This is a genomic window from Streptomyces sp. NPDC015032, from assembly GCF_043080425.1.
Lineage (GTDB): Bacteria > Actinomycetota > Actinomycetes > Streptomycetales > Streptomycetaceae > Streptomyces.
In genome coordinates, this window is the sequence record NZ_JBIBVN010000021.1 from 48,801 (window position 1) to 71,619 (window position 22,819).

24 protein-coding genes are annotated in these 22,819 nt (G+C 69.5%); 7 read left to right on the forward strand and 17 right to left on the reverse strand.

Annotation, left to right across the window (positions count from 1 at the left end):
* Positions 1-115: 115 nt before the first annotated feature.
* From ACF08M_RS26090 to ACF08M_RS26120, 7 genes are all read right to left on the reverse strand, one after another.
* A complete protein-coding gene (locus tag ACF08M_RS26090) occupies positions 116-1,075 on the reverse strand; it encodes a phosphotransferase family protein (RefSeq protein WP_392187689.1) in 960 nt (319 codons plus the stop codon).
* The gene (locus ACF08M_RS26095; protein WP_392187768.1) at positions 1,068-1,751 is read right to left on the reverse strand and encodes a TetR/AcrR family transcriptional regulator; all 684 of its coding nucleotides are present in this window, start codon (positions 1,749-1,751) and stop codon (positions 1,068-1,070) included. Before ACF08M_RS26095 ends, ACF08M_RS26090 begins: the two co-directional genes overlap by 8 nt.
* 215 nt (positions 1,752-1,966) lie before the next feature.
* The gene (locus ACF08M_RS26100) at positions 1,967-3,322 is read right to left on the reverse strand and encodes a dicarboxylate/amino acid:cation symporter (RefSeq protein WP_392187690.1); all 1,356 of its coding nucleotides are present in this window, start codon (positions 3,320-3,322) and stop codon (positions 1,967-1,969) included.
* Between the two features lie 451 nt (positions 3,323-3,773).
* Entirely contained in the window at positions 3,774-4,028 is a 255-nt protein-coding gene (locus ACF08M_RS26105) for a DUF4229 domain-containing protein (protein ID WP_392187769.1), read from the reverse strand.
* A 165-nt stretch (positions 4,029-4,193) separates the two neighbouring features.
* Positions 4,194-4,718 carry a GNAT family N-acetyltransferase gene (locus tag ACF08M_RS26110; RefSeq protein WP_392187691.1) on the reverse strand — a complete coding sequence of 175 codons (525 nt, stop codon included), beginning with the start codon at positions 4,716-4,718 and terminating at the stop codon, positions 4,194-4,196.
* Between the two features lie 108 nt (positions 4,719-4,826).
* The gene (gene mqnE, locus ACF08M_RS26115) at positions 4,827-5,990 is read right to left on the reverse strand and encodes an aminofutalosine synthase MqnE (protein ID WP_392187692.1); all 1,164 of its coding nucleotides are present in this window, start codon (positions 5,988-5,990) and stop codon (positions 4,827-4,829) included.
* Between the two features lie 89 nt (positions 5,991-6,079).
* Entirely contained in the window at positions 6,080-6,535 is a 456-nt protein-coding gene (locus ACF08M_RS26120; RefSeq protein WP_392187693.1) for an Lrp/AsnC family transcriptional regulator, read from the reverse strand.
* A 132-nt stretch (positions 6,536-6,667) separates the two neighbouring features.
* On the opposite strand from ACF08M_RS26120, the gene ACF08M_RS26125 reads away from it, so the two are divergent.
* Entirely contained in the window at positions 6,668-6,802 is a 135-nt protein-coding gene (locus ACF08M_RS26125) for a hypothetical protein (RefSeq protein WP_361443644.1), read from the forward strand.
* A 29-nt stretch (positions 6,803-6,831) separates the two neighbouring features.
* On the opposite strand, the gene ACF08M_RS26130 is transcribed toward ACF08M_RS26125, so the two are convergent.
* Positions 6,832-7,506, reverse strand: coding sequence for a UbiX family flavin prenyltransferase (locus tag ACF08M_RS26130; protein WP_392187694.1), 675 nt, complete (start codon positions 7,504-7,506; stop codon positions 6,832-6,834).
* A 192-nt stretch (positions 7,507-7,698) separates the two neighbouring features.
* Here ACF08M_RS26130 and ACF08M_RS26135 point away from each other — a divergent pair, with 192 nt between their 5' ends.
* Complete coding sequence (locus tag ACF08M_RS26135; RefSeq protein WP_392187770.1) at positions 7,699-8,256, forward strand: rhomboid family intramembrane serine protease; 558 nt, start codon at positions 7,699-7,701, stop codon at positions 8,254-8,256.
* Between the two features lie 82 nt (positions 8,257-8,338).
* Here the strand turns inward: ACF08M_RS26135 and mqnP are convergent, their stop codons facing one another.
* The 4 genes from mqnP to ACF08M_RS26155 form a co-directional block, all read right to left on the reverse strand.
* Positions 8,339-9,256 carry a menaquinone biosynthesis prenyltransferase MqnP gene (gene mqnP, locus ACF08M_RS26140; protein WP_392187695.1) on the reverse strand — a complete coding sequence of 306 codons (918 nt, stop codon included), beginning with the start codon at positions 9,254-9,256 and terminating at the stop codon, positions 8,339-8,341.
* The gene (locus tag ACF08M_RS26145) at positions 9,253-10,710 is read right to left on the reverse strand and encodes a menaquinone biosynthesis decarboxylase (protein WP_392187696.1); all 1,458 of its coding nucleotides are present in this window, start codon (positions 10,708-10,710) and stop codon (positions 9,253-9,255) included. The genes mqnP and ACF08M_RS26145 overlap by 4 nt, the downstream gene beginning before the upstream one ends.
* Before the next feature lie 106 nt (positions 10,711-10,816).
* The gene (locus tag ACF08M_RS26150) at positions 10,817-11,203 is read right to left on the reverse strand and encodes a hypothetical protein (RefSeq protein ID WP_392187697.1); all 387 of its coding nucleotides are present in this window, start codon (positions 11,201-11,203) and stop codon (positions 10,817-10,819) included.
* 37 nt (positions 11,204-11,240) lie between these two features.
* A complete protein-coding gene (locus ACF08M_RS26155; RefSeq protein WP_392187698.1) occupies positions 11,241-11,975 on the reverse strand; it encodes a GntR family transcriptional regulator in 735 nt (244 codons plus the stop codon).
* Between the two features lie 89 nt (positions 11,976-12,064).
* Here ACF08M_RS26155 and ACF08M_RS26160 point away from each other — a divergent pair, with 89 nt between their 5' ends.
* From ACF08M_RS26160 to ACF08M_RS26180, 5 genes are all read left to right on the forward strand, one after another.
* The gene (locus ACF08M_RS26160) at positions 12,065-12,874 is read left to right on the forward strand and encodes a class I SAM-dependent methyltransferase (protein WP_392187699.1); all 810 of its coding nucleotides are present in this window, start codon (positions 12,065-12,067) and stop codon (positions 12,872-12,874) included.
* 71 nt (positions 12,875-12,945) lie between these two features.
* Complete coding sequence (locus tag ACF08M_RS26165; protein WP_392187700.1) at positions 12,946-13,341, forward strand: PLD nuclease N-terminal domain-containing protein; 396 nt, start codon at positions 12,946-12,948, stop codon at positions 13,339-13,341.
* Positions 13,342-13,548: 207 nt separating this feature from the next.
* Positions 13,549-14,004 carry a nucleoside deaminase gene (locus tag ACF08M_RS26170; RefSeq protein ID WP_392187771.1) on the forward strand — a complete coding sequence of 152 codons (456 nt, stop codon included), beginning with the start codon at positions 13,549-13,551 and terminating at the stop codon, positions 14,002-14,004.
* Between the two features lie 132 nt (positions 14,005-14,136).
* Entirely contained in the window at positions 14,137-16,329 is a 2,193-nt protein-coding gene (locus ACF08M_RS26175) for a hypothetical protein (protein ID WP_392187701.1), read from the forward strand.
* Complete coding sequence (locus ACF08M_RS26180; protein ID WP_392187702.1) at positions 16,322-17,893, forward strand: ABC transporter substrate-binding protein; 1,572 nt, start codon at positions 16,322-16,324, stop codon at positions 17,891-17,893. The genes ACF08M_RS26175 and ACF08M_RS26180 overlap by 8 nt, the downstream gene beginning before the upstream one ends.
* An 8-nt stretch (positions 17,894-17,901) precedes the next feature.
* Here ACF08M_RS26180 and ACF08M_RS26185 read toward each other — a convergent pair whose 3' ends face one another.
* From ACF08M_RS26185 to ACF08M_RS26205, 5 genes are all read right to left on the reverse strand, one after another.
* The gene (locus ACF08M_RS26185; protein ID WP_392187703.1) at positions 17,902-18,432 is read right to left on the reverse strand and encodes an SRPBCC domain-containing protein; all 531 of its coding nucleotides are present in this window, start codon (positions 18,430-18,432) and stop codon (positions 17,902-17,904) included.
* A gap of 111 nt (positions 18,433-18,543) precedes the next feature.
* Positions 18,544-19,626, reverse strand: a complete 1,083-nt coding sequence (ccsB, locus tag ACF08M_RS26190; RefSeq protein ID WP_392187704.1) for a c-type cytochrome biogenesis protein CcsB — start codon at positions 19,624-19,626, stop codon at positions 18,544-18,546.
* A complete protein-coding gene (locus ACF08M_RS26195) occupies positions 19,623-21,404 on the reverse strand; it encodes a cytochrome c biogenesis protein ResB (RefSeq protein ID WP_392187705.1) in 1,782 nt (593 codons plus the stop codon). The genes ccsB and ACF08M_RS26195 overlap by 4 nt, the downstream gene beginning before the upstream one ends.
* 5 nt (positions 21,405-21,409) lie before the next feature.
* A complete protein-coding gene (locus ACF08M_RS26200) occupies positions 21,410-22,174 on the reverse strand; it encodes a cytochrome c biogenesis CcdA family protein (protein WP_392187706.1) in 765 nt (254 codons plus the stop codon).
* A gap of 4 nt (positions 22,175-22,178) precedes the next feature.
* Positions 22,179-22,790: a TlpA family protein disulfide reductase gene (locus ACF08M_RS26205; RefSeq protein WP_392187707.1), complete on the reverse strand. Its 612-nt coding sequence runs from the start codon at positions 22,788-22,790 to the stop codon at positions 22,179-22,181.
* Positions 22,791-22,819: the final 29 nt, after the last annotated feature.

Consider the following 22,819-nt stretch of genomic DNA (forward strand, 5'->3'; position numbering starts at 1 on the left):
CCCACGGACACGCCGCGCTTTACCTTGCGTACGACTCTTCGCGGGTAAGTGCGGGACACGGGTTGACGGCGTCGGGAAACCGGGGCCGCCCGATCAGAGGTCCTCCGACAGGCTCTCAGCCGAACCGGTCGAGAAGGCACTCCACATAGCCTTCCAGGCGGGCTGTGATCATCTCGGACGTCAGTTCGGTCCGTCCGAGTTCCCGCCACGGGACCGCGACCTTCTCCGCGTCCGGCGCACAGGCCAGCGCGTCCAGAAGCCGCCAGTAGAGGTGGTCGGCCCCGTTCCGGGTCAGCCGCCCGCCCGCACTCGTGTACTCCTCGGCGAAGCTCATCCCGGCCGGGACGCCGTGCAGCAGCGCCAGTGCCGTCGAACAGTGGGCGACGTCCAGGTCCGCGGGGCCCCAGGAGGTCTCGACCCAGTCGACGACTCCGCTGATACGCGGGGCCGCCCCGTCACCGGTGAAGAGCACGTTGCCCGGGTGGAAGTCGCGGTGCAGGAACCGGGGCTCGTACGCCGGCGGCTCGCGGCGGATGACGTCGATCGCGCGCCGCCAGAGCCGCGTCCGCCCGGTCGCTCCGGGCACCCGCACCCGGTCCGGCGCGGTCCACGCCTCGTAGTCGCGCGGCCGGGTCGCTTCCGTCACCCGTACCCGGTGGATGTCCGCCAACTGCCGTGCCAGCGGCCCGATGCGCTCCCTTGCCCCCGCATCGTCCACCCGGACCCCGCCGGGCAGCAGCGACATCAACAGCGAGGGATGGTCGCAATGTTCGGCCCCGGCGTCGACGGCCACGTACCGCGCGGCCGGTACGCCGGTGCCGGCCAGCAGCCGCAGAATGTCCGCCTCCCGCGTGAGCAGCCCCGCCGCATGGCGTACGTAGAAGGGCTTGACGAACGACCTCAGCACGAGCGAGCGCCCGCCGCCCGGCCCTGAGATGTCCAGCCGCCGCATCTGCGAGGTCCAGCCACCACGCAGCCGCTCCACGGCCTCGATCCGCTCCCCCGGCGCGAGGCCCTTCTCCACCCACCTGCGCGTCGCTGCCCAGCCGTGACCGTCGGCCCCCGCTTCACCCATGCGTGCAGCGTACCGACGACCGCGCGCTCCTCCCGCTCGCGCCCACCCGGCCCGCGGACGGGTTCGGCGGCTGCCACGGACGGCCGTTCATAAGGTTCTCCAGACCCGCCCAGGCGAAGTTCATCAGGGTGGCCGCGGCTTCCTTCGCCGAGACGCCCGGGGTGTCGTTGGCCCAGCCGGCAAGCGACTCCGCGGCCCCCACGAGGGCCTGCGCCAGACCCGCCACATCGCGGTCCGGCAGTGCCGGATCGCGGTGCGCCTCGCGTGCCGCGGCCCCGATCAGCCCCGTCACAAAAGCAACGATCTCATCCCGCATCGCCGTGACCTCGGTGGCGAAGGGCTCCCCGTGCGTGCGCGCCTGGCGGTGCAGCACCGCCCAGCCGTCCGGATGCTCCGCGGTGTGCGTAAAGAACGCCCGCAGCCCTGCCCACAGTTGCCGATCCGCCGGAAGCTCCGGCTCCACCGCCGAGTGCACCGCTGCGACCAGCGCCTTCGCCTCGCGCTGTATGCAGGCGGTGAAGAGTTCCTCCTTGGAATTCAGATACAGATAGACCAGCGGCTTGGACACCCCGGCCAACTCCGCGATCTCGTCCATCGAAGCGGCCCGGTATCCGCGCTGCCCGAACGTCCGTACCGCGGCGTCCATCATCTGCTGCTCACGCACGGCACGCGGCATCCGTTTGCCCTTCACAGCACCCACGTCGACTTCCTCCCGCCCCGCTGCGCCACTCCCCGGAAAGAGTAAGGCGCGGGGTTCCTCCCGTCGCACGGCGACCGAGATCACGCCGGCCGGCGCGGCCGACGAGGGCGCTGCGGACCGCTGACAGACACGTGCCCCCCGCACCCGAAATCAACGGGTGCGGGGGGCACGTGTCGTACCAGCCCGGGGCCTCAGGCGGCTGCAACCACGGCCTGCGGCTCGCTGTCACACACCTCGGCGTCGTCGACCGGGGAGGACGAGGCCGAGTTGTACGCGTCGTGGTCGAGGATCTTCTCGCGGGCCGAGACGATCACCGGGACCAGCGCCTGGCCTGCCACGTTCGTGGCCGTCCTCATCATGTCCAGGATCGGGTCGATGGCCATGAGCAGACCGACGCCCTCCAGCGGCAGGCCCAGCGTCGACAGCGTGAGGGTCAGCATGACCGTGGCGCCGGTGAGACCGGCGGTGGCCGCCGAGCCGATCACCGAGACGAACGCGATCAGGACGTAGTCGCCGACACCCAGCTGGACGTCGAAGATCTGCGCGATGAAGATCGCCGCCAGCGCCGGGTAGATCGCGGCGCAGCCGTCCATCTTGGTGGTGGCGCCGAACGGGACCGAGAAGGAGGCGTACTCCTTCGGGACACCGAGGCGCTCGGTGACCTTCTGGGTGACCGGCATGGTGCCGACCGAGGAGCGGGAGACGAAGGCCAGCTGGATCGCCGGCCAGGCGCCCTTGTAGAACTGCAGCGGGCTGAGCCTGGCGACGGTGGCGAGCAGCAGCGGGTACACACCGAACAGCACCAGGGCGCAGCCGATGTAGATGTCGGCGGTGAACGTCGCGTACTTGCCGATCAGGTCCCAGCCGTAGTCGGCGATCGCGTAGCCGATGAGGCCGATGGTGCCGATGGGGGCGAGGCGGATGACCCACCACAGGGCCTTCTGGAGGAGCTCCAGGACGGACTCGCTGAGGGTGAGGATCGGCTGGGCCTTCTCGCCGAGCTGAAGTGCGGCGATACCGGCGACGGCGGCCATGAAGACGATCTGGAGGACGTTCAGCTCGGTGAACGGAGTGATCACGTTGTCCGGGATGATGCCGGTGAGGAAGTCGAGCCAGGAGCCCGCGTGCTCCGGCAGCTTGCCGTCCTTCGGGGTCAGTCCGGTACCGGAGCCCGGGTTGGTGATCAGGCCGATCGCGAGGCCGATGGCGACCGCGATCAGCGAGGTGATCATGAACCAGAGCAGGGTGCGGGTGGCCAGCCGGGCGGCGTTGTTGACCTTGCGCAGGTTGGTGATCGACACCAGGATCGCGAAGAAGACGAGCGGCGCGACGGCCAGCTTCAGCAGCTGGACGAAGAGGTGGCCGACCTTGTCGAGCGTGCTGTGGAGCCAGTTGATGTCGTACGAACGGGCAAGCCACCCGAGAACGACACCGAGGACGAGACCGGCGACTATCTGGGCCCAGAACGGGACCTTGGGTATACGGAAACCGGAGCCGGAGCCGGACGGGCTGTCGGTCGCGGCGGCGGACGCGGGATTCGCGGACACGGACACACTCCAGATGTGACGCATCGGGGCGCACGGGAACGCCGTGCGGGGGGACGGGGGTGCGGCGCCCGCGCCGGGGGCGGCGCCGCTGCATGGTGCCGGTTCAGACGTTGCGGCAACAGACCGCGGACATACAGCGGCAGAGATCGACGTGCAGGCGCTCCACGAGCGGGACGCTCGCGGCGAATCGATGGCGCACTGCTGTCTTCACGTCGAACACGTTAACACTTGAACTTTGAGTACCTCAAAGGTCTTCTTTGGTCCCCCTCGGGCGGCGGCGCGGGCACCGAAGCCCCCGGCGCACCTGCGGGAACGACAAAACCCCAGCGTGGGAGCGACTGCTCCCACGCTGGGGTTCCGTACGAAAACTGTGCGGGTGTGAGGAAACTTACGCAGCTCTTACACTGCCACCACGTCGTTCCTCACCCGGCGGACCCGGCGGACCCGGTCGTCACGGGGTGACGTGGTCCTCACGGGTCCGGTTCGCTTCGAGCCGCGCCTTGGTGCGGTCGACCGTGGAAACGATCTGCTCGGACATCTCGTCACGCTGCTTGCGCAGCAGCACGTAACTGAGCGGCGCGGACAGGACCAGGGCGAGGAGGATCACCCAGACGACATTGGAACCGCCCACCCCGGAGGGCAGCAGGCCGAAGTGGACAGCCACGGCCGCGAGGGCGAAGCAGCCTACGAAGATGCTGAGGCGCATCGCGGTGTACCGAATGGTCGCGTTCGGCTTGGCAGCGGACACAGTTGGCCCCTCTCTCTACGTACGGCGGTCCTGCGATCCTGCCCGACCAGTGAAGCATGCCCCGGAATCGATCACTTCGGAGGGCTGCGTCAAAGGGGGTTCCCCCGCGCCCGCCGCGGGCTCTCAGCCGAGCGGCAGCAGCATGATGATGTCGTCGCGGTCGTCCCCCTCGGCCACCCGGATCGCGTCGGGCACCCGCCCCACCTCCTTGTATCCGCACGAGGCGTAGAACCGGTCGACACCGGTGCCTCCGCGGCAGGTGAGCCGGATCGCCTCGATCCCCCTGATCCCCCGGGCGGCCTCCGCGGCGGCGTCCATCAGGTCGCGCCCGTACCCCTTGCCCTGGTGGCGGGGGTGGACCATCACCGTGTAGAGCCAGAGCCAGTGGCCCATCAGCCGGTGCGTGTTGAGGGAGAGGAAGGCCGTGGCGGCGACGGCGCCCTCCTCGTCGTGGCCGACGAGGAGGCGGGTGCGGCCCTCGGCCATGGCGACGAGGTGCTTGAGCAGCTCGGGCCGGACGTCATCGGTCGTGACGGGCGGCACGAAGCCCACCGAGCCGTCCGCGTTGGAGACATCGGTCCACAGCTCGGTGATGCCGTCCCGCAGGTTGCGGTCGAACGCGGGGTCCAGCTCAAACGTAAGTGCCATAGGTGCAGATTAACCATTACAGAACGGCCGCTTCAAGCCATGTCCAGTACACGAGAAAGCCCCGGCCGGCAGCCGGGGCTCTCGTACGGGACGGCGGGGGACGGAATGTCAGACGCGCATCGGCTGCGGCGACTCGCGCCGCTCGGCGTCCGGGCCCGGGTACTCGCGGATGATCTCGTACCGGGTGTTGCGCTCGACGGGCCGGAAGCCCGCGTCGCGGATCAGGTCGAGCAGATCCTCGCGGCCGAGCTTGTTCGGCGTGCCGTAGTTGTCCGCGTCGTGCGTGATCTTGTACTCGACGACCGAGCCGTCCATGTCGTCGGCGCCGTGCTGCAGCGCGAGCTGGGCGGTCTGCACCCCGTGCATCACCCAGAAGACCTTGACGTGCGGGACGTTGTCGAAGAGGAGCCGCGAGACGGCGAAGGTCTTCAGCGCCTCGGCACCGGTCGCCATCGTCGTCCGGGCCTGGAGCTTGTTGCGGACCTTGCCGTCCTTCATGTCCACGAAGTCGTGCTGGTAGCGCAGCGGGATGAAGACCTGGAAGCCACCGGTCTCGTCCTGCAGCTCACGCAGCCGCAGCACGTGGTCGACACGGTGCCGGGGCTCCTCGATGTGCCCGTACAGCATCGTCGCCGGGGTCTTGAGACCCTTCTCGTGCGCCAGCCGGTGGATGCGCGACCAGTCTTCCCAGTGGGTGTCGTGGTCCACGATGTGCTGACGGACCTCCCAGTCGAAGATCTCCGCGCCGCCACCGGTCAGCGACTCCAGACCGGCCTCGATCAGCTCGTCGAGGATCTCGGAGGCGGAGAGTTTGGAGATGGTCTCGAAGTGGTGGATCTCGGTGGCGGTGAACGCCTTGAGGGAGACCTGCGGCAGGGCCTCCTTCAGCGCGCTGAGCGAGCGCGGGTAGTAACGCCACGGCAGGGTGGGGTGCAGTCCGTTGACGATGTGCAGCTCGGTGAGGTTCTCGCCCTCCATCGCCTTCGCCAGCCGGACGGCCTCCTCGATGCGCATGGTGTACGCGTCCTTCTCGCCCGGCTTGCGCTGGAACGAGCAGTACGCGCACGACGCGGTGCACACGTTGGTCATGTTGAGGTGCCGGTTGACGTTGAAGTGGACGACGTCGCCATTCAGCTGCGTGCGCACCTCATGGGCGAGGCCGCCGAGCCAGGCCAGATCGTCCGACTCGTAGAGGGCGATGCCGTCCTCACGGGTCAGCCGCTCCCCTGCGCGGACCTTCTCCTCCAGCTCGCGCTTGAGCCCAACGTCCATGCGGCTGCCTCCCAGGTGTCGACGTGCTGTGCCTGCCCGGCGATACCGGGCGAAACCCCCGGTCCCCCGGGGGCTCCACCACGTTACGCCTACACCTCCTCGGGAAGTTCCCCGACCCGGTTCTCCCACTTGGTGGAGAGCACGATCGTGGTACGCGTACGCGAGACGCCCTTCGTGCCACTGAGCCGGCGGATGGTCCGCTCCAGGCCGTCCACGTCACCGGCGCGCACCTTGAGCATGTACGAGTCGTCGCCCGCGATGAACCAGGCATCCTCGATCTCCGCGAGGTCCTTCAGCCGGCGCGCCACGTCCTCGTGATCGGCCGCGTCGGAGAGCGAGATGCCGATCAGGGCCGTGACGCCGAGCCCCAGCGCCGCGGCGTTGACGGTGGCGCGGTAGCCGGTGATGACACCGGCGGTTTCCAGCCGGTTGATGCGGTCGGTGACGCTGGGCCCGGAGAGCCCGACGAGCCGCCCCAGCTCGGCATATGAGGCCCTGCCGTTCTCTCTGAGGGCCTGGATGAGCTGCCTGTCCACCGCGTCCATATGACTGAAACCTTCCATTGTTCAGCAGTATCGCGAGTCTACGTGTAGAATCTAAGGCATGCAGGCTTCATCGCCTGTAAATCTTCCCGAGTATCCAAAAAACGCTTTCGAATCTTCAGGAGTGAGAACACCGTGTACACGATCGAGATGGCCTACGCCCGGATGCGCGAGCTGCAGGACCTGGCCAACCGCTCGCGTGCCCACCAGCCCGCCGCCGCGCGCCGGGTCGACAAGACCCGCAACCCGCGCGCCACGAAGAAGCGCTGACCTCAGGCCCCTTCCGTCCGAGGCCGGCCTCAGTCGCGAGAGCCACCACCGAGCTCTCCCTCCCACCGGCGGTACAGACCGTGCGGCACCCCCGCCGCGTCCAGCACCCGCCCGGCGACGAAGTCCACCAGATCCTGGATGTGCGTCGCCCCCGCGTAGAACGCCGGAGAGGCGGGCAGCACCACGGCGCCCGCCTCGTCCAGGCTCACCAGATGCTTCAGCGTCTGCCCGCCCAGCGGGGTCTCCCGCACCGCGACGACCAGCTTCCGCCGCTCCTTGAGCGTCACACTCGCGGCCCGCTGGAGCAGATCCTTCGAGAGTCCGAGCGCCACCCCGGCCACACACGCCGTCGAGGCCGGGACGATCAGCATCCCCTTCGCCGGGTACGACCCCGAGGACGGCCCCGCGGCGAGATCACCGGCCGCCCAGTGCCGTACGCCCTCGATGTCCGCGTCGCCCACGTCGAAGGTGTGCGGCTTCCCGTCCGCGCCGCGCGCCAGCCAGTCGAGCAGGTCCTCCCGCCAGTGCGCGTCGCGGAACGCGATCCCGGTCTCGTCCAGCAGCGTCAGCCGCGACGCCCGGCTCACCACCAGGTCGACGCTCTCCCCCGCGGCCAGCAGACCACGCAGCACGGAGGCGGCGAATGGGGTGCCCGAAGCACCCGAAACCCCGACAATCCAAGGCTGTCGCGGGTGCTGACTCACTGAAGTACCGGAATCCACACACCCGAGCCTATCCGGCTGCGCAAAACCGGAACCGACTAAGGTGCCTCAGGCGTTTCGAGGGTGGGAACGGGGGCGACACGGGACGGCAGGGGGGCATCGGTGACCGCATCGTCGGATCGATTCACGTCGGCGTGGAACACGGGCGACCGCGCGAAGGCCGCGGCCAAGCTGATGCTGGGCTGGGTCGCCTTCCTCTGGATCCTCGAAGCCGTCGACGCGGCGACCGGTCACTCGCTGGACACCTACGGGATAGAGCCGCGCCGACCGGGCGAACTGCTGGACGTCGTGCCCGCGTCCTTCATCCACTTCGGCTTCGGCCACGTCGCGTCCAACAGCGTGCCGCTGCTGGTCTTCGGCTTCCTCGCCGCGCTGGGCGGCCTGCGCAGGTTCGCGGCCGTGGCCGCGCTGATCATCGTGGTCGACGGCCTCGGCATCTGGCTGGTCGCGCCGGACCACTCCAACACGGCGGGCGCGTCCGGACTGGTCTTCGGCCTCTTCGGCTATCTGCTGGTCCGCGGCTTCGTGGACCGCAGACTCCTCGACATCGGCGTCGGCCTGGTGGTCGGCGCGATATGGGGCTCGTCGATCCTGGTGGGGATATCCCCCGCCGACGCCTCGGTCAGCTGGCAGGGCCACCTGTTCGGACTGGCGGCGGGCGTGGTGGCGGCGTTCGTCTTCCGCCGCCCCGGGAAGGCACCGGCACCGGCACCCGCCCCGCTGATGCCGTGATCCCGTCCGCCCCATGGTCCCGCTCGTATGCCGCGCGCCGTGGTCCCGCCCATGCGTCGCGCGCCCGCCCCGGCGCCCCGACTCAGACCGTCAGGCCCCGCACCAGCAGGTCCAGCAGCGCGCAGGCGAACAGCGCCATCCCGATGAACCCGTTGACCGAGAAGAACGCCCGGTTCAGCCGGGACAGGTCGTGCGGCCGCACCACCCGGTGCTCGTAGACAAAGGCGACGGCGACGATCACCATGCCGATCCAGTAGAAGAGACCCGCCTCCGTGGCCAGCCCGAACCAGACCAGCAGCCCGGTCGTCACCACATGGCAGACCCGCGCCCCCCAGAGCGCGGCCGGAATCCCGAACCGGGCCGGCACCGACAGCACCCCGTGCGCCCGGTCCGCCTGGACGTCCTGGCAGCCGAAGATCAGGTCGAAGCCACCGATCCAGATCCCGACCGCGAGACCGAGGATCACCGCGTCCCACGACCAGCTGCCGGTCACCGCCAGCCAGGCACCGATCGGCCCTATGGCCTGTGCGATACCGAGGATGGCGTGCGGGTAGTGGGTGAACCGCTTCCCGTACGGATAGACCACCATCGGCACGACGGCGGCCGGCGCCAGCGCCAGACAGAGCGGGTTCAGCAGAGCGGCCGCCCCGAGGAAGAAGACGACGGCGACCACCGCCCCCGTCCACGCCGACTTCACGGAGACCGCCCCGGTGACCAGCTCCCGGCTCGCGGTACGCGGGTTACGGGCGTCGATCTCCCGGTCGATGATCCGGTTGCAGGCCATCGCGAACGTCCGCAGCCCCACCATGGCCACGGTGACCAGCAGCAGGGTGAACCAGTGGATGGACTTGTCCGCCTGGAACATCGCGGTCAGGGCGGCGATGTAGGCGAAGGGCAGCGCGAAGACCGAGTGCTCGATCATCACGAGCCGCAGAAACGCCTTCACCTTGCTGCTCGGCTGTACGGGCCCTGAGCCCAGTGCTGCTTCGGCGGCGCTCACAGTCCGTATTCCTTCCACCGGCGGTCGACCTTCGCCGCCGTCTCCGGGTCGGACTCGACCATGTCCGGCCAGCCCCCGTCCCGGGTGTAGCCCTCCTCGGGCCACTTCCGCGTCGCGTCGATCCCCGCCTTGCCGCCCCAGAACTGCTGGTAGGAGGCATGGTCGAGATGATCGACCGGCCCCTCGGTGACGGTCAGGTCCCGCGCGTAGTCCGTATTGCCGAGCGCCCGCCACGCCACCTCGTGCAGATCGTGGACGTCGCAGTCGGAGTCCACGACCACGATGAGCTTGGTCAGCGACATCATGTGCGCGCCCCAGATGGCACTCATCACCTTCTGGGCGTGCTTCGGGTACTTCTTGTCGATCGAGACGATCGCGCAGTTGTGGAAGCCGCCCGCCTCCGGCAGGTGGTAGTCCACGATGTCCGGCACGATGATCTTGAGGAGCGGTAGGAAGAACCGCTCGGTGGCCCGCCCCAGCGGCCCGTCCTCGGTCGGCGGCCGGCCCACCACGATCGACTGCAGCAGCGGACGCCTCCGCATGGTCACGCAGTCGATGGTCAGCGCGGGGAACGGTTCCTGCGGCGTGTAGAAGCCGGTGTGGTCCCCGAAGGGCCCCTCGGGAAGCATCTTCCCGGGCTCCAGCCACCCCTCGATGACGACCTCCGCCTGCGCCGGCACCTGCAACGGCACGGTCTTGCAGTCGACCATCTCGATCCGCTTGCCCTGGATGAACCCGGCGAAGAGGTACTCGTCGATGTCCCCCGGCAGCGGTGCGGTGGAGGCGTACGTCACCGCGGGCGGCGCCCCGAACGCGATCGCGACCGGCAGCCGCTCCCCGCGCTTGGCGGCGACCTGGTAGTGGTTGCGGCTGTCCTTGTGGATCTGCCAGTGCATCCCGATGGTGCGCCGGTCGTGGCGCTGGAGCCGGTACAGCCCCAGGTTCCGTACGCCGGTCTCCGGGTGCTTGGTGTGCGTGAGCCCCAGGTTGAAGAACGAGCCGCCGTCCTCGGGCCAGGTGAACAGCGCGGGCAGCTGTTCCAGGTCCACGTCGTCGCCGGTGAGAACGGTCTCCTGCACGGGCGCGCTCTCGGACTTCACCTTCTTCGGCGGCACGTGCACCATCGAGCCGAGCTTCCCGAACGCCTCCCGCACCCCGACGAAGCCGTGCGGCAGCTCCGGCTTGAGCAGCCCGCCGATCTTGTCGCTGATATCGGCGTACGACTTCAGCCCGAGCGCCTTGAGCAGCCGCTTGTCGGTCCCGAACACATTCATGGCCAGGGGCATCGAGGACCCCTTGACGTTCTCGAAGAGCAACGCGGGCCCGCCCGCCTTGTTCACCCGGTCGACGATCTCGCCGACCTCCAGATACGGGTCGACCTCGGCCTTGATGCGCTTGAGCTCGCCCTCGCGCTCCAGGGCCCGGAGGAGGGAACGAAGATCGTCGTAAGCCATGCCGTCCAGTTTGTCATCACCCTTGGCGATCACCTGGGGTGCCCCACCTCGTGGCTCCTGACGGGACAGGGACGCGCCCGCACCCGGACGACCGGCTTCGCCGGGGCTACGGCCACTGGAACTCGCCGTCCACCACACCACCCTCGGACGCTGCCCGCTCACCCTCGTCAGACTCCACACGGTGTCCCCCAGCCCGTCTCTGCTGAAGGCGCCCGCCCCGGCTCTCGGCAATCCGCAGCGCATCGGTCAGGCATTCGGCCAACCGGGCAGCGGCAAAACGGAGTTCTGTCGTCGTCGCACCGGCGGCCGCAATGACCGGCTTGGCACAGTCGAGGACCTCGGCGCCCATGCCGAGTTGCACGACTTCCATCTGGTCCGCGACACGCGACACATACCCATGGCCGTCCGTACGCAGATAGCACGGTCCGCCATCTGGCCTGACCCATGGAAGCAACCGGGCGCAAGTGGCATCGAGTTGCTCTGAGGAGTTCATGAATTTGAGACTGGACCGGTTGACCGGTCCAGTCAAGCTATTCCTGGCTGCTTCCGCCCATCGGGTAGCTGTCGACCTGCTCCCAGAGGTGCGCCGGGGTCACACCTTCCTCGCACACCAGCACGCGTCCGGTGCCGTCACTCGCCGTGTGAAGGACAACCGCGACGGCGGTCGGCAGCGTGAGACCCAGCTGCCTGGCCTCACTCTCGGTGGCAAGGCGCACCGAGAGCACATCCGTCCCCTGAGCCGGGAACCGGCCGAGCGTCCTGGCGACGTAATGCGTGGTTCCTTCCGCGATCGGCCCCTTCTGGGCGAGCTTGGGGCAGGCGTCGGCCACCTCCTCCGGGAACCATGCGGTGACCAGGGACAAAGGCGTGCCGTCATCGAGCAGCATCAGCCGATCGCGACGAAGGGCTACACCGTCGCTCCGCAGCCCGAGCGCCTCGGCCACCCTCGTCGGCGGTTTCTCCTTACCGGGTGTACCGAGCCGCCGGAAGGGGCTGCCACCGGATACGCGGGCCGAGCCAGCAGTCCGCCGCCCCGCCGGGCGGGCCACGGGAGTCTCGACGACCGTGAAGCCCGAGCCCTGCCGGGCCACGACGAGTCCGTCCCCGCGCAACACGTCCATCGCCTTGATGACAGTGGCCCGCGACACCGACCACTGCTCGCACAGGTCGCGCCCGGACGGCAGAAGATCTCCTGGACCGAACTCCCCGTCCGAGATCCTGGCGCGCAGGGACTCGGCGATCTGCTCGTACTTGAGTAGCGGCACAGTGGCCTCCTGGTAACTGGACAGGTCAACCGGCTAGGTTAATCGAGGGACGAATACGCCGGGGCTTCGGCCATGAACGGGACGGATTCATGACGACTCACCAAGTACCGCCGAGGATCATCGAGTTCTACACCTCCACGTTCAACGAGGCGAACCGGCTGTCCGTCCCCGCCGACGGCGTCCTGGAGATGGTCCGCACCCAGGAACTCCTGCGCCGTCACCTCCCTCCCGCACCGGCGTCCGTGCTCGACGTCGGCGGCGGTCCGGGAACGCACGCCCGATGGCTCTCCGAGGACGGTTACCGGGTACATCTAGTGGACCCCGTACCGCGTCACATCACGGAGGCCGAGGGCGCCGGGTGCAGTGTCGAGCTGGGGAACGCGCGAGACCTGAGCGCCCAGGACGACTCCTACGACGTGGTTCTGCTCCTCGGCCCGCTCTACCACCTCGTCGACCCCGCCGACCGCCGGGCCGCCCTCGCCGAGGCCCGTCGAGTGGTCCGGCCCGGCGGGCTCGTCGCCGCGGCGGGCATCAACCGGTACGCCTCACTGTTCGAGCACACCGCGTTCGCGCACCTGGATGGGGCTCCGCTCCAGCAGAACATCGCCAAGATCCTGGCCACCGGTTCGCACGACGGTAAGAAGGGGTTCACCGAGGCGTACTTCCACACCGGCCCCGAGCTGGAGGCCGAAATGCGTGAGGCGGGTCTCACCGACACCCGGATGTACGGCGTCGAGGGCCCCGCCTGGGCCCTGCTGAAAGCGACCGAGCAGCACACCGGGGAGTCCCTCACCGCATCGCGGATGTTCGCCTCCGCGCTGGCCGCGGCCCGTATGGCGGAGCCCTACCCCGACCTGCTCGCCGCCAGTTCCCACCTGCTCGCCGTGGGGTGTCATTGACACCGGCTACTCTGGGCGCGTCACCGGGGCGGGACAAGCCCCGCCATCTCTCCGCAGGGGGACTTTCCACCATGTTCCGGGCCCTGATCTATCTCCTGCCCCTGGCACTGACGATCTACGCGTTCATCGACTGCCTGAACACCCCCGAGGACGAGGCCAAGCACCTGCCGAAGATCGCCTGGGTCTTCATCATCCTGCTGTTCTGGATCGTGGGCCCGATCGTCTGGCTGGCCGCGGGCAAGCTGCGCCAGGCGCCCGCCGGAGGCCGCACGCCGTCCGAATGGCACCGCAATCACCGCTCGCAGTGGGTGGCGCCGGACGACAATCCGGAGTTCCTCCAGGCGCTGAAGGAAGAGAACAAGAAGGACGAGTCGCTCCTCAAGGACTGGGAGGCGGACCTGCGCCGCCGCGAGGAGGAACTCAAGCGCCGGGAGAGCGGGGAGAGCTCCAGCCCCTCCGGCGAGTGAGCAGCAAAGGCCCGGGGGCAGCACCCCCGGCGACGGCGACCAGGAGCACACCCGCATGAACGACCGCGCCATGCTCGCCACCGCCCTAAGGGCTGCCCCGTAATCCCTGGCGGGCGCACGACGACAGCTACGGCACCTCGCCGCGTTGTCGGAACGTCCGAATACATCCAGTATGCGGACGCCCCTCCGCCTTGCGATGCACCGCATCTGACGCCGCGCGCTGATCCACCAGGGACTACGGGACAGCCCTTAGCCGAGGCCCGTACCGGTCTCGCCGAGGGCGGCATCCCTGTCGGGGCCGCGCTGTACGGGCCGGACGGCGCGCTCCTGGGCCGTGGCCACAACCGCCGCGTCCAGGACGGCGATCCGTCCCTGCACGCGGAGACGGCCGCCTTCCGGGCGGCCGGGCGGCAGCGGTCCTACCGGGGTACGACGATGGTGACGACCCTCTCCCCGTGCTGGTACTGCTCCGGCCTGGTACGGCAGTTCGGGATCTCGCGGGTGGTGATCGGCGAGGCGGAGACGTTCTGCGGCGGGCACGACTGGCTGGCCCGGCACGGGGTGGAGATCGTGCTGCTCGACGACGCCGAATGCGTCGCGCTCATGCGGGACTTCGTACGGGATCATCCCCGCCTGTGGCACGAGGACATCGGCGCGGGCTGAGTAACCGCCTCGCGTCGTCACCACCCCGCGTCCCCAATCGTTCGAAAATCTACACCTTGCCCCAACGCCCCGCCGATATCCTGGTGTTGACGGTGTGACAGATCGGTTGGGACATCGGCGCTGGGGGGTGCTGTGGAGAGAGAGCTGCACGGGCGCGAGGCGATTTTCGGGAACGACGGACTTGCGGCGCGTCTGACCGGTCTCGCTCCGTACGGCTCCGCCCGGGTCGCGTACGAGCACCGCGACGATCCTCCGGTCGCGGTGCTGACCGGTGGCCGCGGCATGGGCAAGACGGCCGTGCTCAAGCAACTGCGCCATCTGTACCGGGAGACCACCCCGGTCGCCCTGGTCGACTGCGAGGCCGTCGTGCCGCCCGCGGACCCCGGGCCCGGCTGGACCCCGGTCACCGGGGCGCTGCCGGAGCTCGCCACCCAGCTGACGGCGAAGGTGCGTGCCGCGCGGCCGGTGTCGTTCCCCCGGCTGAGCCTGGGGCTCGTCGCCGTCGCCTCGATCTCCTGGACACGGGAGGACGAGACACGGGCGCAGCGGGATCTGCAGTCGCTGGGCCCGGTGCTGGCGACCGTCGACAACCGGGGGGACGCGGCGACGGGCTGGGTCACCAAGGTGCTGACGAAGCTGGCGGCCAGCGCCTTCGACTCGATGCTGCCGTTGGCCGGGATGATCGCGGAGGCCACGATCGAGACGGTGCTGGAGGAGTCGTTCAACCGGTTCCAGCGCCGTGCGGCGGACTGGTACGGGAGCTATCCGCACGCGGGCGGCAACGGCAGGATCGGACTGCGGCAGCTGGCGGTCGACTTCGAGCGCGGCGGTGATCTGCGTCGCCGCGCCGAGGACCATCTGGTGCTCGCACTGGTCGCTGACCTGGTGCGGGCGTACGGGGGGCTGGCGCGGGGTGCGCGCCGGGGCCGTCCGGTGCTGCTGCTGGACAACGCGCACACGCTGCTGGGCCGGCAGCTGGTCGAGCCGGTGCTGCGGCAGCGGGCCGCCGGGGTGCGCGATCGGATCGCCGTGTTCGCCTCCTCCCGCGCCCGCGGTCACGAGGGGCTGAGCCATGCGGTGCGCAGGCGGCTGCCCGAGGTGGCGCACGGTTCGCACTGGGTGCGCGGTTCGGAGGTGACGTCCGGGATTCTGGCCGTGGAGCTCACCGCGCTGAGCCCGGCGCATGTGCAGGCGGCGTTCGACCGGCACGATCCGGTGGGCCGCGCCCCGGCCGGGCCGGCCCGCGGGGTGCACCGGCTGACGGGCGGGCGCCCCCTGGGCGTGGCGCTGCTGGCACAGGCGGCGGGCGAGGCGCTGGTGGCGGAGGCGTTACAGACGGGTACGCCGCGGTCGGCGGCACCGGCGCCCGATTCGCTGGTCCCGGGGGCGCTGCTGGACCGGACGGTGGAGCTGCGTGAGGACCGGGCGCCGGTGCGGGTGGCGGACGAACTGCTGGCGCAGCTGCTGCCGGGGCAGCAGCTCGACGTGCTGAGCGTGCTGGCCGCCGCCCACGGTGAGGATTCGGCGCGGCTGCTGGCCACGGCCCGGCTGCGCGGCCGGTCACTGGAGGGCGATGTGGCCCTGCAGGTACGGGATGTGCTGCGGGCGCAGGGCTGGCCGGTCGGTCCCGAGTACTTCGTCGCCGATCCGCTGCTGCGGGCGCTGCTGCTGCACCGGCTGCGGTTCCAGGACGACGACCATCCCCACTACGCGGTGTGGCGTGCGGTGCACGAGACGCTGCGCACGGCGTACGCGCCCGGGGGCCGCTGGCCGAGCGTCCCGCACCGGCTGCACCAGGAACTGGTGCTGGGCACGACGCGGGACTGTGTGACGCATCTGCGGGAGCGGTTCTTCGACGGGGATGTGACGGCGTGGCTCGGCTCGCTGCGGTTCATCGCCTCGGCGCCGTATCCGCGTCCGCCCGGCCAGGCCGGTCCCGATCCGCGGCGGGCGATCGCGCTCGGCCGGGAGGCGGCCGGTTCACTGCCGGACGGGGAGACGGGGCTCGCGGGGCTCGACGAGCGGGCCGTGGAGCTCCAGTTGCAGCTGCGCAGGCTGCTGCACGCCGTATGGCTGCTGTCCGATCCACTGGCTCTGCCGGACGAAGAGGTGATCGACAAGATGGCGCACGAACTGCGACAACTGTCCGGCAGGCATCCGACGGGCAACAGCGTGCTGTGGGACGCGGCGACACACTGGCCGCGGGACATCAGGGCCTGGCGGTCGCTGTCCATGCCGCCGGGGACGCCGGGCACGGACGGAGCACCGGGCCCGGACGGCAGCCCGCGCGGGCAGAGGCGGGGGGACGGTGGCTCGCATGCGTAATCCGCTGCGTTATCGCGTCTGGTACACGGCGCGGCAGAAGGTCGTCACCACAGTGGTGGTGGGCGTCCTGGTCGTCACGTCCGGCTGGTACGGCATCGGCCGGCTGACCGCTCCGGAGGACCGCTCGTGCGCGAAGGGGGTCGAGCGGCCGCAGGGCAGCGACGAGTGTGTGGGCGTCTCCGGTGACGGCTTCGACTTCGGCCGGCCGAAGCTGACCGAGGTCGCCGCGGCCATCGCCCGGGAGAACGCCGGCCTGGAGCCGGGCCGGTACGCCACGGTCGCGCTGCTGCTGCCGCTGACGTCGACGGACGGGGCGATGCAGACGAAGATGCAGCGTGAGCTGCAGGGCGCGTTTGCCGAGCAGTACCGGGCCAACCATCTGTCGAACGAGCAGGTGCCCAAGATCCGCCTCGTACTGGCCAACACGGGGAAGAACAACCTGCTGTGGCGGCCGACGGTGGACCGGCTGAAGACGATGACCGGCGCCCCGGACCACCTGCGGGCCGTGTCGGGGGTCGCCACCAGCAGTACGCAGGTCAGGGAGGCGGTCCGGGAGCTGACCGCCGCGCGCATCGCGGTCGTCGGCACCACGATCACCGCCGACGACATCGCCAACGGCCCGGGCGGCGACCCGTTCCCCGGGCTGGCACGCGTGTCGCCGACCAACCGGGACGAGGCGCGGGCACTGGCGCACTTCGGGCGGGTCAAGGCCGACAAGGCGCTGCTGGTGCAGGACACCCGTACCGGGGACCACTACACGGACACGTTGCGGGGGGCGTTCACCTCGCTGGTGAAGGGCACGCAGTACGAGCCGCAGCTGTTCACCTCGCGCCAGGACCCCAACGACGAGGGCACCACGGCCAATACGTTCCAGCAGATCACCCACCTCATCTGTGACACGGACGCGGATACGGTGTTCTTCGCCGGACGCCACACCCAGCTGCGGCAGTTCATCAACGCGCTCGGCTCGCGAGGCTGCCAGAGCCGCCCGTTCACGATCCTGACCGGCGACGAGGGCTCGTACCTCGGCAGCGACACGAAGCTCGACCGGAGCGCGCTGCGCCGCAAGGTCACGGTCCGTTACGCCTCGCTGGCGCACCCGGACACCTGGGCGGCGGCAGCAGCGAAGGGAGGGGGCGGCGCGGCGGCCGGCGGTTCCGCGGCGGACTACCGGAGCTTCCTGGATCTGCTGGCCACGGTGGCGAAGAAGCCCGTGGGCCCGGTCGGCCCGACCCGTCACCAGGATCTGACCGACGGTCAGGTCATCATCGCGTACGACGCGATGTCCCTGGCCGTGCACGGCATCCGGCAGGCGACCCCGGACAAGAAGCGGCTGCCGCAGCCCGCGGACGTGGGTGAGCAGTGGCCACGGGTGAAGGGATCGTTGCGGGTGTCGGGGGCCAGTGGCTGGATCTGCCTGGACAACCACGGGAACCCGTACAACAAGGCGGTGCCGGTGGTGGAGCTGGCGCCCGAGGACGCCCGTCAGCGGTTCGTGGCGATCGCCTGGCCGGAGGGCACGCCGCCGGACCCGAAGTGCCTGCCGCCGTCCTCGGCGCCCTGACTCCGCCTTCAGAGCCTGTCGGCCGCCGCGTACTCCTCGCGCAGCTCCGCCCACCGCACCGGGGTCCACTTCGACCAGTCGGCGGGGTATCCGTCGAGCGTGTCCGCGAGGTAGCGGAAGTGGTCGTGCCAGCCGGCGAGGCAGTCCAGGCGCAGTGCGTCGTCGCCCCGGAACTGGTTCGTGAAGCGCAGCAGCACATGGTCGCCGCGCGGTGGCTCCAGATGGAAGCGCATGCGTCCGTGGAGCCCTTCGAGGGTGTACTCGGCGATCCGCTCGACGTCCCAGGCGGTGATGGTGCCGGAGGCGACCGTGGCGTGCCCGTCCCGGTCGGTGTTCAGCCAGCGCAGCGTGATCGCGCCGCCGATGTGCGGTTCGAACGGGTCGGCGGCGGCGAGCCAGCCCGCCAGCCCCTCGGAACTGGCAACGGCTGCCCACACCCGTGGAACGGGGTGGGGCAGCCGTAGCAGGAACCGCAGGGTGTGCACGTCACCATGGGTCTCGCTGGTGCCACGCTCGATGACGGGGGTCGCATCGGTCATGGTTCCAGCGTGGCCCGGTGATCCGGGATCCGCACCCTTACGGCCTCGCCCGCGATGGTCGGCGGCGCCGCGCTGCCCATCGCGGGCGAGGTCGTTGCAAGTGGGCGCCGGTCAGACGCCGGCGTAGGAGTGCTTGCCGGTGACGAAGATGTTCACGCCGTAGTAGTTGAAGAGCCAGCAGCCGAAGGCGATGAGCGCCAGATAGGCGGCCTTGCGGCCCTTCCACCCTGCGGTGGCGCGCGCGTGCAGGTAGGCGGCGTACGCGACCCAGGTGATGAAGGACCAGACCTCCTTGGGGTCCCAGCCCCAGTAGCGGCCCCACGCGTCGCCCGCCCAGATGGCGCCCGCGATGATCGTGAACGTCCACAGCGGGAAGACGGCGGCGTTGATGCGGTACGAGAACTTGTCGAGCGTCGAGGCGGCGGGCAGCCGGGAGAGCACGGACCGGGCGAACGAGCCGGGCTGCCCGCCGCCCGCGAGCTTGCTCTCGTAACTGTCGCGGAAGAGGTAGAGCAGGGTGGAGACCGCACCGATGTAGAAGACGGCGCCGCAGATGATGGCGGTGGAGACGTGGATCCACAGCCAGTACGAGTGCAGTGCGGGCACCAGCTGGTCACTGTCGGTGTAGAGAATCGTGGTCGCGATGCCGAGGTCCAGCAGGACGGTGGTGACCAGGAGCAGCCCCATCCAGCGGACGTTTTTCTTCAGCGCGAGCAGGATCAGGTACGCGCCGACCGCCACCGTGGAGAAGGTGATGGAGAACTCGTACATGTTGCCCCAGGGGGCACGCTGCACGGACAGCGCGCGGGCGAGGACTCCGCCGACCTGCACGAGGAAGGCGAGCACGGTCATGGAGATCGCCATGCGCCCGTACAGGTCGCCCTTGAAGGTGCCGCCGGCCGCGCCGGGCCCGTCCGGGACGTCGCGGGAACCGGCTGCGGAGCGCGTGATGATCTTCGGGCGTTCCAGCACGGCGGTGCCGCCGCCCTGCTGCGCGACCTGCACCTTCACCGGCGCCCCGGCGTTCTCGGCCCCGGTCAGGGCGGCCGCGGTGCGGCCGACCTTACTGCGGCTGCCGAACACCCATTCCGCGATGTGCGCGAAGAAGGCCAGGGTGTAGACGGCCATCGCCGAATAGATCAGCACATTGCTGGTGTGCGCCAGGTTCTCGTTGGTTGCGGCGGCGAGATTCACTTCTCAGCCCCTTCGACAGGTTCTACGGAGGATTCTTCGACGGAGCCGGCATCGGATCCGGGGTCGGTGTCGGGGCCGGGCGCGGTGGGCGCCACGGCGTTGAGCGTGACCGCGAGATCGGCCAGCTCCTCGGGAAGCTTCGCGGACTCGCTGCGGCCGAGACCCGCCATTTCGACGACGGTGACGCCGTCCGCACCGCGTACGGCCCGCACCCAGATCCGGCGCCGCTGGATGAACAGCGAACCCGCGAGTCCGGCGATCGCGGCGATGGCTCCGGCGAGCGCCCAGCCGCTGGCGGGCTGCTCGGAGATCTGGAAGCTGGCCCACTCCTCGACACCCTCGAAGGTGATCGAGCCGGCTCCGTCGGGCAGCTTCATCGTGTCGCCGACCGCCAGGCGCTGCTTGAGCGGGTTGCCCTCGCTGTCCTTGAACGCCTTCATCTTGGACTTGTCCAGCTGGTACACGTTCTGCGGCAGTCCGGAGTCGACGCCGAGGCTGCCGTAGTAGCCGTTGAGGGCCAGGACGGGCATGTCGGCAGCGGGGAACTGCGAGAACATCGTGCCCTTGCCGTCGCCCGCGAAGGTCGGCACGAAGAAGGCCTGGAAGCCCAGCTGGCTCTTCTTGCCGTTCTTGTCGCGGTAACCGTCCATCACCTTGATCGCACCGGTCGAGGTGACGTTGTTGTCGATGGGCAGCAGCGGCACGGCGTTCCGGTAGACCTCCTTGCCGCTCGCGTCCTTGACGGAGACGACGGGTGCGTAGCCGTGCGCGTTGAGGTAGACCTTGGTGCCGTCGACGACGAGAGGCTCGTTGACCTTGATGACGGTCTTCTGCGGCTTGCCGGAGGCGCCCGCCTCGTACGTCACATGGGCCTCGTAGGTCCGGGGCGTACCGATCTGGGGGCCGCTGCGCTCGTACGTACCGATGAACTTGTCGAGCTTGAAGCTGAACGGGGCGAGCGAGTCCGGGTCGAACAGCGAACCGGACTTGAAGTCGTCGTACTGCGTCTGTGTGTTGGAGAAGCCGTCGCCCTCGACGATCAGCTTGCCGCCCTCGGACTTGAAGAGCTGTCCGAAGGCGAACGCCACCAGCATCACGATCAGGGCGATGTGGAAGAGCAGGTTTCCGGCCTCGCGCAGGTAGCCCTTCTCGGCGGCGACCGCGTCCCCCGCGGTGTGCGCGCGGTAGCGGCGCCCGCGCAGCATCGCGAGCGCGGCCTCGCGGACCTGCTCGGGCTCGGCCTCGGTGCGCCAGGTGGTGTACGCGGGCAGCCGGGTCAGGCGCTTGGGGGCGCCCGGCGGGCGGCTGCGCAGCTGGCCGACGAACTGGCCGGTGCGCGGCACGATGCAGCCGATGAGCGAGATGAACAGCAGGATGTAGATCGCGGAGAACCACACCGAGCTGTAGACGTCGAAGAACTGGAGCTTCTCGTAGATCGGCGAGACGGTGGTGTGGGCTTCCTTGAAGGTCTGCACCTTCAGCTCGTCCACGCTGTTCTGCGGGATCAGCGAGCCGGGGATGGCGCCGAGCGACAGCAGGAAGAGCAGGATCAGCGCCACCCGCATCGAGGTGAGCTGCCGCCAGAACCAGCGGGCCCAGCCGATGACGCCCATGGCCGGCAGGTTGGCCACGGTCTCCTCGCGCGGGGCGGTGGAGAGCTGCGAGCCGGCCGCGCCCAGTTCGCGGGCGCTCTCCCGGTCCTGTTGCTCCCGGGCCTCCCGCGCGTCGCGGCTCCCGCGCTGCGGGGCCGGGGCCTGATTGGACTTGGTGTTGCTCATGGAACTCAGATCCCCACAGTGAAGCCGTCGGACCAGCCCTGCAATTCCTGCATCATGGTGTCCCACACACCGGTCAGCAGGAGCAGTCCGGTCGCGATCATCATGACGCCGCCGATCCGCATGACCCATGCGTAGTGGCGCTTGACCCACCCGAAGGCACCGAGCGCCTTGCGGAAGGCGACTGCGGCGAGCACGAAGGGCAGGCCGAGCCCGAGACAGTATGCGACGGTCAGTACCGCCCCGCGTCCGGCGGTGCCCTGCTCCATCGCGAGGATGCTCACCGAGCTGAGCGTCGGGCCGAGGCACGGGGTCCAGCCGATCCCGAAGAGGGCGCCCAGCAGCGGTGCGCCCACCAGCCCGGTCACCGGCCTCTTGTGGATACGGAATTCGCGCTGCGTCATCCACGGCATCAGGCCCATGAAGAAGATGCCCATCAGGATCATCAGCACGCCGAGGATCTTGGTGAGCGTCCCGCTGTGCTCCTGGAGGGTCTGGCCGAAGAAGCCGAAGAGCGCGCCGCCGGAGACGAACACGGCGGTGAAGCCGAGCACGAAGAGCGAGGCGCCCGCGACCATCCGCCCGCGCCTGGCCTGCGCCAGGTCCGTGCCGCTGACCCCGGTGACGTAACTGAGGTAACCGGGGACGAGCGGCAGGACGCACGGCGAGAAGAACGAGACGAGCCCGGCGAGTACGGCGACGGGCAGGGCGACGATCAGCGCCCCGTCCACGATGGTCTGGTTCTCGCCCTGGAGCGCGGCAAGGGTGAGCACGGAATCACTTCTCCGCGATCAGCGGGTCGATCATCTTGTGCAGCTTGTCGGAGTCCAGCGCGGTCAGGGAACGGGCGGCGATCTTCCCGTCCCGGTCCAGGACCACGGTCGACGGAATGGACTGCGGGCGGAGCGTGCCCTTGGGGAAGCGGAGCATGAGCTTGCCGGTCGGGTCGAAGAAGCTCGGGTAGGTGACCCCGTAGTCCTTCTCGAAGCTGATGGCGGGGCCCTTCTGGGCGTCCCGGGTGTTGATCCCGACGAACTGGACGCCCTTGTCCTTCGTCTCCTTCGCCACCCTCGTGAAGTACTGGGCCTCCAGCCGGCAGGGGCCGCACCACGAGCCCCACACGTTCAGCACGACGACCTTGCCCTTGTAGTCGGCGACGTCGAGCTGCTTGCCGTCGAGGGTCTCGCCATCGAGCTTCGGGGCGGGCTTGCGGTCGGCCTTGTCGATGGTAGAGATTCCGCCACTGCCCGTGACGAAGTTCGTGTTGCCACCACCGCCGGCCTTGTTGCCGCCCCCACCGCACGCCGTCAGCGTGAGTGCGAGCGCGACGGCCGCTGCGGGGGCGGCGAGCAGGGTGAAGCGGCGTCGAGGTGCGCGGCTAAAGCTCATGTGAAAAGTTTCGCATGGCGGTTCCGGCA

Coding starts and splice junctions, on each gene's coding strand:
- ACF08M_RS26205 (WP_392187707.1), bottom strand. CDS start 22,790: ATGAGCTTTAGCCGCGCACCTCGACGCCGCTTCACCCTGCTCGCCGCC.
- ACF08M_RS26180 (WP_392187702.1), top strand. CDS start 16,322: ATGCGTAATCCGCTGCGTTATCGCGTCTGGTACACGGCGCGGCAGAAG.
- ACF08M_RS26090 (WP_392187689.1), bottom strand. CDS start 1,075: ATGGGTGAAGCGGGGGCCGACGGTCACGGCTGGGCAGCGACGCGCAGG.
- ACF08M_RS26110 (WP_392187691.1), bottom strand. CDS start 4,718: ATGGCACTTACGTTTGAGCTGGACCCCGCGTTCGACCGCAACCTGCGG.
- ACF08M_RS26185 (WP_392187703.1), bottom strand. CDS start 18,432: ATGACCGATGCGACCCCCGTCATCGAGCGTGGCACCAGCGAGACCCAT.
- ACF08M_RS26145 (WP_392187696.1), bottom strand. CDS start 10,710: ATGGCTTACGACGATCTTCGTTCCCTCCTCCGGGCCCTGGAGCGCGAG.
- ACF08M_RS26195 (WP_392187705.1), bottom strand. CDS start 21,404: ATGAGCAACACCAAGTCCAATCAGGCCCCGGCCCCGCAGCGCGGGAGC.
- ACF08M_RS26150 (WP_392187697.1), bottom strand. CDS start 11,203: ATGAACTCCTCAGAGCAACTCGATGCCACTTGCGCCCGGTTGCTTCCA.
- ACF08M_RS26105 (WP_392187769.1), bottom strand. CDS start 4,028: ATGCGCCTCAGCATCTTCGTAGGCTGCTTCGCCCTCGCGGCCGTGGCT.
- ACF08M_RS26095 (WP_392187768.1), bottom strand. CDS start 1,751: ATGCCGCGTGCCGTGCGTGAGCAGCAGATGATGGACGCCGCGGTACGG.
- ACF08M_RS26165 (WP_392187700.1), top strand. CDS start 12,946: ATGTTCCGGGCCCTGATCTATCTCCTGCCCCTGGCACTGACGATCTAC.
- mqnE (WP_392187692.1), bottom strand. CDS start 5,990: ATGGACGTTGGGCTCAAGCGCGAGCTGGAGGAGAAGGTCCGCGCAGGG.
- ACF08M_RS26120 (WP_392187693.1), bottom strand. CDS start 6,535: ATGGACGCGGTGGACAGGCAGCTCATCCAGGCCCTCAGAGAGAACGGC.
- ACF08M_RS26135 (WP_392187770.1), top strand. CDS start 7,699: ATGCTGGGCTGGGTCGCCTTCCTCTGGATCCTCGAAGCCGTCGACGCG.
- ACF08M_RS26160 (WP_392187699.1), top strand. CDS start 12,065: ATGACGACTCACCAAGTACCGCCGAGGATCATCGAGTTCTACACCTCC.